The following is a 13,200-nucleotide window of genomic DNA, read 5'->3' on the forward strand; positions in this document are numbered from 1 at the left end:
GAGAATACCAGCGGACACACTCCCCATAGCGCACTGACCAGCGCTGATATCGTGGCAGCGATAAATTGGGGAGACAGATTGGACGGGACCCTGACCGGTCATGTCAGACCCGAGCCGGATTCATGCACCGCGCAACCAATCACCGATGGCAGAAATCTATAGAGTTACTTTCGAGGTTGTGTTTGAGAGTAAAGACGCACGCAAACCCCACGGGGCGCCGGCGGCGCGAGTGAGGCCGCGAGAGCGGCAGTCGTTCGGCGCGATTCTTTCCCGGAGCGTGCGAGGGCACGAAGTACCTCTATAGTTCTTCAGCGGCTGAGGACGCCTCATCACCCTAATGCAGTGGGGTGAAGAGGCGTTCTCTGCCATTAACCGCAGAAGTCCACGCAGAAAAGCAGCTCACGAGGCGCAACGCCTACGTGAGCTGCTTTTCTCTATTCGGTGACAGTAAGCGCTAGCACGCGAGCGCCGCCCGCCCGGCGCTGGGAGATTCGCTGTTGAGATCCGCTACCTAGCCCTTGCGCGCCTCACGAATCACCTTCGCCAGCTGCGCCTCCGAGGGCAGGCCGCCGCGGATCTGGTGATCCCACACCTCCGCAACACCCTTGCCGCCCAGGTACACGAACACGGTGCTGATACGCTCCGGGTCCACGCCCATAATGCGGGAGAACGCGATGCGGTACAGGCCCAGCTGGAAGCGTCGAGACTGCATGGTCGACATCTTCGGGCGGGAACCGCTCTTCCAATCCACCAGCACCCAGCGTTCGCCGTCTTCATCCTCGGTGCGGAACACCGCGTCGATACGGCCGCGCAGGCTTACGCCCTCGATGTGGGTTTCGACCGGGTATTCGACCGCCCAGATGCGGTCCTTCCACTCGTCGCTGCCCCACTCACTGTTGGCGAAGCGCTCCCAGAGGCGCTGAACGGAGGCGTCCAGTTCGCTCTCGGACTCCTCGAATTCATCCTCGAAGGTGAACTCGTCCTGTTCCTGCAGGTCAGCGGGATTTGCAGATTCAGAGGGGTCTGCAGAATCAGAGGAATCTGCTGGTTCAGCGGGCGCGGTGGAGGCGGCAGCGGAACCAGGCAGGTCAACGCCCACCGTGTCCTCCGCATCGGGTGCCTCCAGCGGGTCGGCGCTCGGCGCCACCCCGAAGTGCTCCTCAATTAGCGCGTGCACCGCCGTACCAATCGTTGCCGCGCGCGAGGGACGCTGCGGCACCGGGCGCATCAGCTGATGCACCGTGCCCTGCGGGTCCTCGCTTAGGCGAATGAACGTGGATGCGGACAGGTGCCCTGGCAGCTGCTCGCTCAGCACCGGGTCGGTCTGGCCCATCATGAGCAGTAGCAGGTCGGCTTCGCGTTCCCAGTCCACCGCCTGCTGGCGCAGGGATTCAGGAATGGCGGACTCGCCGTGTACAGCGAGTGCGGCGGTTGCAGAATGGTTTGCGCTCTCCCCCGCTACATCCCCGCTCTGGTGCAGGTCATCCTCCCCCGCGCCGACAGCGAGCTCCACCGCCAGGGCGGCACGCTCCACCGCCTCGCGACGGCTCGAGGAGTTAATCGCAATCTCACGTTCCAGCTGCTCATGCTGGCCGCGGCGAAGCACCGCCTCCGTGCCCCGGTTGAGGGCATCGTCAGAAGCCCAACGCCAAATCACGGGGCGCTCCAGCGGGTCGAAAGGCCACATAGCGGTCAGCACCGCACCCAGGTTCGGGTTCCTGTCCTCGTAGTTCTTCTGGGCGAACTGGCCGCGCACCTCAATCGGCAACGCCGCCGCCACCGTGGGCGAGAAACCGGGCTGAGGCGGTTGCGCCTCACGCCATTTCTCCCGCTCGGTGGCTTCGATAATCCATTCGGGCACCGGCAGGTTCAGGCGGGTACAGTTCTCCGCCACCGTGCGTGCTCGTACGGAAGGAGCCGCTAGCTGCCAATCCTGCGCGAGGGCGGGAGCCATGGCCTCAACCAGCGCCCACGCGTAGCGTTGCACCTGCTCGGCGTAGGTTGCCCGGGCGTTCGCGCGCGCCTCCGCCTGTACGGGGGTGAGCTCGTCAGCGTCTACGGGGTAGAGTTCCAGCTCTTCCAGCAGTGCCGCCTCATCGGGGGCGGGCGGCAGGTTCGAAGGATCCACGACCGTACCGTGCACCAGGGTCACCGGCTCCACCAGGCGGTACTTCGACTCAGCCAGCTGCTCAACCCAGCGGCGCACATGGTTCAGGTGCATCTTCTTGCGCTTATCGGCGGGGTTCGGCATCGTGTACGACAGGCCCATGCCCACCAGCTGCGGCGCCGCCCAGGGGGTATCCATCGTCTCTTCGAAACGCACAGAGGGCGCATCCACCATGGGCGTATTCGGGCCGAAGAGCGACTTGAAAAGCATCTCCATCAGCTCCTCCCAGAAGGGCTGCACCGGCAGGGGGAGCATAGCGGCGCTCTTCCAGCGGTAGGCGCTCAACGCCAGCAGGTTACGGGCACGGGTCATCGCCACGTACATGAGGCGGCGGTCCTCCATGCCGGCATGCTCGGCGGCATCATCCTTGTGCTCGGCCAGGTAGTCTTCCAGGTCCTTCGCCTTCTCAAAGGCGGTAATCTCCTCCGCCGTCTCAAGGACCGACGGAAGGTACTCGCGGTCACCACGCAGCGGCCAGGGCAGAGCCGTATTAGCCGACATCTGCCACAGGTTCGGTGTCTGCCCGCCGGTCGCGCTACCGCACAGACCCGGCAGAAGCACATGATCCCACTCCAGGCCCTTCGCCGCGTGCATGGTCATCAGCTGCACCGCATTCGGGTCAGGCTCCACGGCGCCCAGCGCCAGGCCCTTCTCCTCATCATCGGCACGCTCAAGCCACGCGAGGAAGCCCATCACGTAGCTCACGCCGCCCGAAGACAGCAGGAAGCGGCGCGCACCCGGGTCGCCCTCCTCCGCGCTCACGCCGTCAGAGCCGGCGTAAATCATCGCGTTAATACGCGGCGCCGACATGCCGTAGGCGGCGGCAACCTCGTGGAAAGCGTCCAGGTTCGCACGCGAACCCAGCGGGTCGGTACCCGGGCGGACCGCCAGCTCAATATCCAGCAGCATGGTGCGCTCAATCTCGTACAGCAGCGTGCCCAAATCCTCGCTCAAACCGGCACGCAGCACGCGCATCTGCTCGGCAAAAGCACGCAGACGCTCCAGCGCCGCCGGGGAGAAACGGCGGCCACGGTACTGCTCACCGTAGAGGGGTTCGCCGTCCGCGCCGTCCTGCGGTAGGTTCTCCACCGCCTCGATCAGGGAGGCGTAGCCGGAGGAATCCTCCACCGCGCCCTTGAGGGTTTCGTCCAGGCGCTCCTGGGCGGCGCGCAGGTGCTCTGCCTGCAGGTTGATAGCAGCAGCGTCGTCGGCGTCTTCAGCCTCGGCGAGCATACGCAACGCCATCTGCTCGCGCAGGGCACGCTCACGCTCACGCACCAGCGACTGAGCCCAATCACCCAGCGCCAACATATCCGCCGCGCCCAAACGCCAACGCGCACCCGTCAGCAGGCGCGCCAGAGCATCCGAACGGTTCGGATCAGCCAGCACACGTAACGCCGACACCAAATCCACAACCTCCGGTTGGGAAAGCAAACCGCCCAAACCCACCTGCTGCACCGGAATACCCAGACGCTCGCACTCCACACGAATCGGGTCCAGCTGACCGTGCACACGCGCCAACACCGCAATCTCAGGCATCTTCAAACGCGGATGCACAGAACCATCACCGGAACGATGCGCCGCGTAGGCGCGCTCATACTCGCGCACCGCCTGGGTACGCATCGCCGCAATACGCTCAGCGATAGCCACAGCCTCCTCGCGGTCAGAGTCGTGGTACGTCAAATCAACGCGCCCCACCATGCCCGCGGCAGCCTGCTCAAAGGCGGGTGAGCCCGGCTCCCCCACCAGAGCGCAGCGCGGGCGCAGGTCAGGAACCTGAGCGGCGGTAATATCGCCGTCGGCGGCACGCACCCACTCGGGAACCTCCTTCAGCTTCTCCGCCACATGGTTCGCCGCGTTCAGCACCGAAATGTCGTTACGCCACGCAATGGACAGGAACAGCGGCCGCACATGCTTGGTTGGGAAATGACGGTAGAAGCTGAACATCTGGCCGTCCGAAGCGCCACGGAAACCGTAAATCGACTGCTTCGGGTCACCCACAGCCATCACCGGATGCGCCGGAATACCCGCCGCCTCATCGGCACCGTAAATCGAGGAGAACAAGCTCATCTGCGCGTGCGAAGTGTCCTGGAACTCGTCCAGCAGAACCACCTTGAAGCGGGCACGCTCACCCTCGCGAATCGCCGGGTCAGCCTCCGCAATGCGGGCGGCAAAACGCATCAGGTCACCAAAATCCAGCACCTGCATACGCGCCTTCACGCGGGCATAGCTCATCACCATGCGCGCGTACACTCGGCGGTTACGCAGCAGACGCTGAACCTTCAGGATGTCCTTCTCAGTCTTCGTCTCACGGCGAGGCTCGGGCACCGCCGCGTACGCCGCCAACTGCTCGGTGCAGAAGTCAATAACCTGTTGCGGCTCCACCAGGTGCTCCGCGCACTCGTCAGAAAGCTGCAGCATCTGGTTAATCATGGTCGCCGCAGACACCGGCACGCCGTCCTTATCGAGAGGAAGCTCCCCCTCCCAGTACTGCACAATCTGCGCGGCAAGCTGCCACTTCTGCGCATCACCGAGCATCTGCGCGTCCTGCTCCACGCCCAGGCGCAGACCGTACTCCTTGACGAGGTTATTCGCGTAAGAGTGGTAGGTGAGCACGGTCGGGTCAGCGATGCCCTCGCGCAGCTCCTCATCGCTCGGGGCGACGCGGCGGCTACGGCGCAACGTGTTCAGACCGGCGCGCATACGGCTGCGCAACTCGGTTGCCGCCTTGCGGGTAAAGGTCACGCCAAGCACCTCTTCAGGGCGCACAAAACCGTTATCAACCAGCCAAATCACGCGGTCAACCATGGTCGCGGTCTTACCCGAACCAGCGCCCGCAATGACGAGGGTCGGGGCGGGGCCCGCCTCAATCATGCGGACCTGCTCGGGGGTCGGCTTCTTGCCGTCGGCGCCGTTGAGCATCTCGGCAATGTCGAGGGCACTGCGGTAGCCGGCAGGCTTCAGCGCGGGGTCGTTCGCGGCGGCTTCAGCAGAAAAGAGCACTCCGTTGGGCAGCTGCCAGCTATTGTGCTCGCACCACTGGGCGGGGGTGAGCATGCCGGAAACCGCGCCGGTGCCAGGACCGGAGTTAGTAGCGCCGTATGCGCCAGAGTCAGTCATGATTCCTCTTCCTCATGGATCATTCTCATGGGAGGTTCGGGGTGAGTGATATCGAAAGTAAACGTAGGGTACGCGGCTACTAGGGCTGCGTCACCTGACGGCCGCGCGTACAGATCGGGCAGATCTCCGGCAGACGGCACCCATAGCCGCCCTCACGGTGACGAGCCTGCACCTGCGAGCCAGCAATCAGCTCCGCGGCGTGCTGCACCAGCTCAGCCGCCCACGAATCGTGCTCCGTCAGAGCCGGCTGAACCTGCAGACGAGTCTTGCTCTCGTCATTCACGCCCGAGGCGCCCAGCTGCACCAGCGCCGCGCCTGCGGAATGACCCGTGTAGCCGGTGTACTCCAGCTCCTGGGGGCGGGCATCCGGTAGCGGTTCGCCCGCCTCCAGGGCGGCGGCTTCGGCGCGGTAACGCTCCTCCAGCTGCTCACCCGCGCCAGCCTCCACCGCAACCTGGTAGGCGGCAAGCTGCGGATGCGTCTCCATCTCCGAGCCGGTCGGCTTAGACTTGCCGGTTTTCAGATCGACAATGGCGTAGCGGCGGGTGCCGTCCTCCGCCGGGGCGGTACCCTCGAGGCGGTCCACACGACCGGTGAGCAGCGCATCCAGCTCGCCAACCTCACCGGCGGGGTCGAAGGGCACGGGCACACGCACCGCGAAGGAGCCTTCAACACCGAGGTTCTGCCAGCCGGCGTCGCCCATGTGCTGACGGTAGTAGTAGCTCAGGCGCAGAATCATGCGCTTGGCGCGCTCGTAGAGGGCGTAGGATTCCCAGGGCACGCGCTCGCGGTACTCTTCATCGGTCTCATCGTCCTTGCGGGCGGGCACGCCGAGGGAGCTAATGCGCTCGTCGAGGGCGGTTTGGAGCTCTTCGAGGGTGCCGGTCGGGTACTCCTCGGCGATGGCGTGAACGAGCGTTCCGAGCGAGCGGGACAGGTCGGTTTGGGCTTCCGCGCGGGCGGCGGAAACCAGCCAGTCCAGCGGGGAGCTGTGGATGGTTTCCAGGCGCGAGGGCGAAAGCGTAATCGTGCGGCGGCCGGGGTTTTCAGCCTGTTCTTCGCCGTCTTCGCCATGGTTTTCGTCCAGCTCAGCGTGGTCTGCCGGGCGGTGGGCAAAGAGCAGCTCCGTGCTAGAAAGCGGTAGCAGACCCCACCACTCGTCGGGTGCGGCGCCGGGTGCCTGGGCGTTCGCCAGACGCGCCAGAGTGCGGGAGGCGGCATCGAGTCGGTACGCGGAAGCCTCCGGGGTGGGCGCCTCTTCCGGCGCGTTGTGCATTGGCGCGCCGTTCTGCTGTGTGTCCTCCTGCTGGGCGTCTTCGGCACGCATCGCGTTCATCGATTCCTCAACGAGGGTGCGGCGAAGCTCCGCCACGAGGGAACGCAGGGTGGCGGGGCGGCGCACGCGGGTGATGGGCACGTCCGTGGATTCGCCAACCGCGTCGGTGGGTAGCACGAAGTCGAAGAACTCGCCGGGTGCCTGATCGTCATTGCGTACGGCGGTGAGCACGAGGCGGGTGCTGGCTCGGGTGGCGGCGACGGCGAACATGCGCAGCTCGTCGTGGCGGGTGTCGCGCACGCGTTCGGGGTAGCTGCGGATGCGGGCGGGCGGCACAGGCTGCTCGCTCTCCCCCGCATGTTGTTCTGCCTGCTGGGCGCGCTGGCGGAGGCGTGCATCGCACAGGTCCGTAAGGTCGCCGGTGCTCAGCAGGGAGCCTCGCACGGTGGTGTTGGGCCAGGTTCCTTCCTGCAGACCGCATACATATACGGTGCGCCAGGACTGACCTGCGGCGAGCGCGGGGGTGAGAATCTCGACCGCGTCTTGGCGTACGCCGCGGGCGGCGAGGGTGTCCATGGGCAGGTCCTGCGCGTCGATGAAGTCGAGGAACTGCTCAGCACCGGCGCCGTGCATCTGCTCGTCGAATCGGTCGGCGGCTTCAAAGAGGCCGATCATGGCGTCGAGGTTGCGGTGGGCCGCGTCGGCATCGGGGCCTGCGCCGCGCGACTGGGCGACCCAGGTCTTTTCGAGGCCGCTGGCTTCCCAGAGCGCCCAGAGCACTTCGGTGCTGGTGGATTCGGGGCGGGCGAGTGCTTTACGTCCGGCGGAGAGCACGGCTGCGATACGGTGCACGGCGCGTCCTACGCCCTCTTCGGGGAGGGTTTCGGGGTGTAGCAGGGCGCCGAGGAGCAGGTCGTCGCTGGGTCGGTGTCCACCGCTTTGCAGTTCGATGGATCGTAGCTGCTGGCGGAGTCGTCGCACGTCCATGCTGGATGCGCCGCCGAGCCGGGAGGTGAGCAGGGTGATGGCGCTCTGCGCGCCGCCGAGGGGGTTGGCGCGGCTTTCTTCGGCGATGACGTCGTCGAGGCTTCGGCGCATGAGCTCTTCAGCTTCGGTGGCGCTGAGGGTTTCGTAGCCGCCACGCTCCGCTGCCTCCGTACCTTCTGCACCTTCTGCGGCGAGCATATGCACGGCGGGGTTCAGCGCCTTCTCGCCGCGCTTGCGTGCGTAGACGAGCAGGCTGAGCGCGTCGAGGAAGGGGCGTACGGCGGGCTCGTCGCGCACCGGCACGAGCGCCGCGGAGGTACGCGAGGGAATACCGTTCGAGGAGAGCACGCGGCGGATGCGCGCCACGTCCGCGCTGCTACGCACGATGATGGCGGACTCGCGGTAGGGGTGGTTGCCGTAGATGCGTTCTTCGAGCAGCATTTGGGCGATGAGGTTCGCCTCGTCCTGAGAGCTGGAAAGCGCATACTTATACACGCCAGCGGGTGCGGTGCGGTAGTGCGCGGGGTCGAGGATTTTGCCGTCGGCACCCAGGTGCAGCAGCGGTTCGTCGGCGGCGCCCCAGGTGAGGGCTTCATCGGCGGGGGTGGTGTTGATGCGTCCGAAGGTTGCGGGCGCACCGTTCTTTACCCCCTCCTGCGCGCTGTTCTTCTCCCCTGCCTGTTCGGCGGTGAGCGGCACGAACCGGGTGTAGCGCGGCAAGCGGCGGCGAATGTCCGCCACGAGCGGCATCATGAGCGCGGGCAGGCGGTACGAGGTGGTGAGCGTGCGGGTGCGCATGCTCGGGAAGCTTGCCTGCAGGGTGGTGACGAGGTCGGGGCGGGCGCCTCGGAAGCCCTGGACGACGGCTTCATCGCTGTAGGTCATGACAACCCGAGGGCCTTCAGCGAAGAGGTCGGGGTGGGTTTCGGTCAGGTGCGCGGCGTCTGCGGGGGCGACTTCGGCGGCGATGAGGCGCAGTAGCCGGTAGATGGAGGGGCTGAGTTCCTGCACGTCGTCGATGAGGATCAGGTCGTAGCGGCGGCGTTCTTCGGCGAGAAATTCGGGGGCACGCAGCAGTAGCCGGCAGGCGTCGTTGATGAGTACTGCCGGGTCGTAGGCGTTTTTGGCGCGGAGGGCTCGCACGGCACGGTATTCGGTGTGCAGTTGGGCGAGGGCGTGCCAGGCGGGCTGGTTGTGTTCGGTGGCGAGGGCGTGTACGTCTTCGGCGGTGAGGTCGTATTCTGCCATGCGGTCGAAGAAGTCGCGGATTTCGTGGCGGAATCCGCGGGTTGCGAGGGCGTCGCGGAGTACGTCGGGCCAGGCGGGGCCGGGTGCGATGCCTTCGGCGTGGTTGGCGAGTAGTTCGCCGATGATGACGTCTTGTTCGGGGCCGGAGAGGAGTTTGAGGTTGCCTTCTACGCCGCTGAGCAGCCCCCGGGTTTGGGCTCGTTTGAGCAGGTCGAAGGCGTATGCTGCCCAGGCGCGGGTGGGTGCTACGGAGAGGCTGCGGTCGCTGGAGGCGGCGATGGTGTCTCGCATGCGGGTCGCAGCGGTGCGGGTGGGTGCGAGGATGAGCAGCCGGGCGGGGTCGTTCCCGTCGGCGAGGTAGCGCAGGGCGCGTTCGGTGAGGTGATGGGTTTTACCGGTTCCGGGGATGCCGGTGAGAAGTTGGGTTGTCATGGTTTCAGTCTATCGGCTGTAGCGCGGTTGTACCTTGTGGGTGGTCATGTGGGCTCGTCAGCTGCTTATGTGCCGCCTCGGTGACTTAATATGCCGCCCCGCCGAGGGTTTATCCACAGCCGCGTGACAACCGGGCGCGCGCCCGCACCGCCGCTGGGTTAGTCTTATAGCATGACCTGGATGAACGGCCTGCGCGCCACTTTTGACCTTGAAACCACCGGTGTGGACGTCACCACCGCCCGCATCGTGACTGCTTCCCTAATCCTGCTGGACCCTCAGGGTAATGTGGTGCGCCGTGGCGAGTGGCTTGCCGACCCCGGCGTTGAGATCCCCGCCGGTGCCGCCGCCGTGCACGGTATTACGACTGAGTACGCGCGTGAGCACGGCCGCCCCGCCCGCGAGGTCGTGTGGGAGCTTGCCGGCGCGATTGGTGCACTGAACCTTGACGGTGTGCCGATTATTGCGTTCAATGCCGCCTACGATTTTTCGGTGCTGCACCACGAGATGCTGCGCCACAATATTGCCAACGGTGAGCTGCCGCCGGGTGTGGTGCTCGACCCGTACGTTCTGCATAAGCACGTGATTCCGCGTAAGCGCGGCAAGCGCACCCTTGAGGTCCTTGCCGCCGAGTACGGTGTCTCCCTGGAGAATGCGCACACGTCCGCTGATGATGCCCTGGCGGCGGAGCGTCTGCTGGTGAAGCTGACCGAGCAGTTCCCCGAGGTTCTCAACGTGGATGCGCGCCAGCTGCACGAGCAGCAGATTCAGTGGGCGGCGGAGCAGGCGGCGAGCTTCCAGGCGTGGTTGCGAACGCAGCCGGGTAAGGAATCTGAGGTCATTGACGGCCGCTGGCCGGTGCGCCGATAAAACTGCGCCGCTAAAAACCTAGGCAGCATCCCCAAACACCTCTCCTTTACTGACGGGCTGACACTATCCCCGCAGGGGCTTCTCCCCTATGCTAGAAGGTAACCGCACCTACACGAATAGCACGTGAATAGCACGACCCGGAAGGCCTCTCATGGATGATCAGCCCCGCACTACCGAGCCGTACCCTGACACTAATACGCGCAGTATTTATCTGGGGTCTACCCGTCTGGCTCATGAGCACCTGGTGGCGCAGTCGCAGGTGGTGCTCCGCCTGGGCCGCATCCTGATGAAGTCGGGTGCGAGCGCATACCGTATTAAGGCGTCGATGGCGCGTTTGGCGAAGGCTGTGGGGTTGAAGGAGCATCACGCGCAGGTGACCTTCACCGAGATTTCGACTTCTTCGTACACTGACGGTAATTTCCGTACCGAGGTCGCTGAGCAGCGCACGATGGGCATTAACGCTCATAAGCTGGATCAGTTGGGTAAGTTCATTTCTGAGCTTCCTGAAAAGATCACCCCTGCGGAGGCGAACGCCGAGCTTGACCTTATTGATTCGGCGAAGCCTCTGTACACCCGCTGGATGTTGGCGCTGGCGTCGGCGGTGGCGTGTGCCGGGTTCGCGTTCCTAAACCGTGGCGGTCTGGTGGAGTGCACGGTGGTGTTCTTCGCGGCGGGTGCCGGCCAGTTTTTGCGTTCGACTCTGCTCAAGCGCGGGGTGAGCCATTTGGCAACGTGGATGGCGTGCGGCTTCCTGGCGGCGGGCCTGTACATTGCGCTTGTTAATGTGCTGGTCGCGGCGGGTTGGATTAGCCCGAACCATATGATTGGTTTTATTTCGTCGGTACTGTTCTTGGTGCCCGGTTTCCCCATGGTGACGGGCATGCTCGATATTTCCCGCATGGACTTTTTGGCGGGTATTTCGCGTCTAACCTATGTGGGTTTGTTGTTGCTGAGTGCGTCGTTTGCGGTGTGGGTTTTGGGTTCGCTCTTCCACCTGCCGTTGGCGGCTCCTGCGCCTCTTAACCTGGATCCGACCCTGTATTTGGTGTTGCAGGTGCTTTCCTCGGGTGTTGCGGCGGCTGGCTTCGCGATGCTTTTTGCCGCTTCCCCAGTGGCGTGCGTGTGGGGTGGCGTGATTGCTGCGGTGGCGAACCCCATCCGTATTCACATGGTTGAGGCTGGTATGCCCGCGCATATGGCGGCGACGATTGCCGTGTTTGGTGTGGGTATTTTGGCTGAGATTGTGGCGCCGCTGCATCAGCGCAAGTACACCCGTATTTCCCTGTCGGTTCCGGCGGTGGTGACGATGGTTCCGGGTGTTCCGTTCTACCGTTCGATGTCGCATTTTGCTAGCGGTGACATGTACTCGGCGGCAAGCGGTTTCGTGCAGTCCCTGCTGATTTTCATGGCGTTGGGTATGGGCCTGGCCTTCGTGCGTCTAATCTTCGACAAGAACTGGCTGTTCGATCAGGACACCCAGGTTCTGAACCGCCTGGATACCGACCGGCACCTGCGTTAGCGCGTTGCGCGTCCTCTCTGTTCCCTAACTTGTCTGTTGTGTTTTATCGTCACCTTTCGGTACGTTCAGGTGCTTGTCACCTGCGGTTCATCTGTAGCGCCTATGATGGTTAGGTACGGGACGCTAGTGGCGTGCGGGCTCCGTTGCCTGGTGCGCATCGTCCCTTGTAATTCTTTAGTTCGCCGTCTCTGTTGAAAGGCACCGATACGATGACTCCTTCCTCTACCCACCCGCTGCACCACGAAGCCAGCGAGAAGCTGTTTGAGCGTTCTCGCGCGGTGATTCCCGGCGGCGTGAATTCCCCGGTGCGTGCTTTCAATTCTGTGGGCGGCACCCCCGCGTTTGCCGCGAAGGCTAAGGGCGCGTACCTGTACGATGCGGACGGCAACGAGTACGTTGACCTGGTCTGCTCGTGGGGCCCGTCGATTCTGGGTCATGCGCATCCTCAGGTTGTTGAGGCGGTTCAGCAGGCGGCTGAGCGCGGCCTGTCCTTTGGTGCGGCGAGCGCGCCGGAGGCTGAGCTGGCTGAGCTGGTGGTCAACCGTATTAACGCGGCGATTCCCGGCGCTATTGATCAGGTGCGTATGGTGTCGACCGGTACTGAGGCGACCATGACTGCGATTCGTCTGGCGCGCGGTGTGACCGGTCGCGACAAGATTATTAAGTTCGCGGGCTGCTACCACGGTCACGTGGATGCGCTGCTTTCCGAGGCTGGTTCGGGTGTGGCTACCCTGGCGTTGCCGGGTTCTGCTGGCGTGACTGCCGCAACCGCCGCGGAGACCATCGTTCTGCCCTATAACGACCTGGACGCTGTGCGTGAGGCGTTCGCAAACCACGAGGGTCAGATTGCCGCGGTTATTACTGAGGCGGCGCCCTGCAACATGGGTGTGGTGACCCCCGAGCCCGGTTTCAACCGTGGCCTGCACGAGATTGCTCACGCGAATGGTGCGCTCGTCATTTTTGATGAGGTGCTGACCGGTTTCCGTGTGTCTTCGGCTGGTTACTGGGGTTACGCGGCCCCCGAGGATGGCGGCTGGGTTCCCGATATTTTCACGTTCGGCAAGGTCATTGGTGGCGGTATGCCCATCGCGGCGCTGGCTGGTAAGCGTGAGGTCATGGAGCACCTGGCGCCGGTCGGCCCCGTCTACCAGGCGGGTACCCTCTCCGGTAACCCGCTGTCCGTCGCGGCGGGTATTACGACCCTGACCCTGGCTGATGCCGCCGTTTACGCGCACCTGGATGCCCGCAGCGCCCAGCTGCAGCAGGCTCTGACCGAGGCGTTCAACGCCGCCGGTGTGGACCACTCCATCCAGAACGCCGGTAACCTCTTCTCGGTCGCGTTTGGCACCTCTCAGGAGGGCGTGCACAACTACGCCGACATCAAGGCGTCGGCAACCAGCCGTTACAACGCGTTCTTCCACTCCATGCTCGAATCCGGAGTGTACCTGCCGCCGAGCGCGTTCGAGGCGTGGTTCGTTTCTGCCGCCCACGACGATGAGGCGATGGACCGTATCATCTCGGCTCTTCCGGCTGCCGCAGCTGCTGCCGCATCCGCGTAGGAGTTTGAGAGACGTAAGGAGGTGA

At 64.4% G+C, this 13,200-nt stretch carries 5 protein-coding genes; 3 read left to right on the forward strand and 2 right to left on the reverse strand.

Annotated features, from left to right (window positions below; translation table 11 throughout):
* Positions 1-511: 511 nt before the first annotated feature.
* Both HMPREF2527_RS07950 and HMPREF2527_RS07955 read right to left on the reverse strand, forming a co-directional pair.
* Entirely contained in the window at positions 512-5,287 is a 4,776-nt protein-coding gene (locus HMPREF2527_RS07950) for an ATP-dependent DNA helicase (protein WP_070507606.1), read from the reverse strand.
* Between the two features lie 79 nt (positions 5,288-5,366).
* Positions 5,367-9,230, reverse strand: a complete 3,864-nt coding sequence (locus HMPREF2527_RS07955; RefSeq protein WP_049349432.1) for a UrvD/REP family ATP-dependent DNA helicase — start codon at positions 9,228-9,230, stop codon at positions 5,367-5,369.
* Positions 9,231-9,401: 171 nt separating this feature from the next.
* Here HMPREF2527_RS07955 and HMPREF2527_RS07960 point away from each other — a divergent pair, with 171 nt between their 5' ends.
* The 3 genes from HMPREF2527_RS07960 (at position 9,402) to hemL (ending at position 13,175) form a co-directional block, all read left to right on the forward strand.
* Positions 9,402-10,097, forward strand: coding sequence for a 3'-5' exonuclease (locus HMPREF2527_RS07960; RefSeq protein WP_012903182.1), 696 nt, complete (start codon positions 9,402-9,404; stop codon positions 10,095-10,097).
* Between the two features lie 151 nt (positions 10,098-10,248).
* Entirely contained in the window at positions 10,249-11,616 is a 1,368-nt protein-coding gene (locus HMPREF2527_RS07965) for a threonine/serine exporter family protein (RefSeq protein WP_049354247.1), read from the forward strand.
* Positions 11,617-11,825: 209 nt separating this feature from the next.
* The gene (gene hemL / locus HMPREF2527_RS07970) at positions 11,826-13,175 is read left to right on the forward strand and encodes a glutamate-1-semialdehyde 2,1-aminomutase (RefSeq protein WP_049349427.1); all 1,350 of its coding nucleotides are present in this window, start codon (positions 11,826-11,828) and stop codon (positions 13,173-13,175) included.
* Positions 13,176-13,200: the final 25 nt, after the last annotated feature.

Origin of the sequence: Rothia sp. HMSC071B01 (assembly GCF_001808945.1) — a bacterium.
GTDB lineage: Bacteria > Actinomycetota > Actinomycetes > Actinomycetales > Micrococcaceae > Rothia.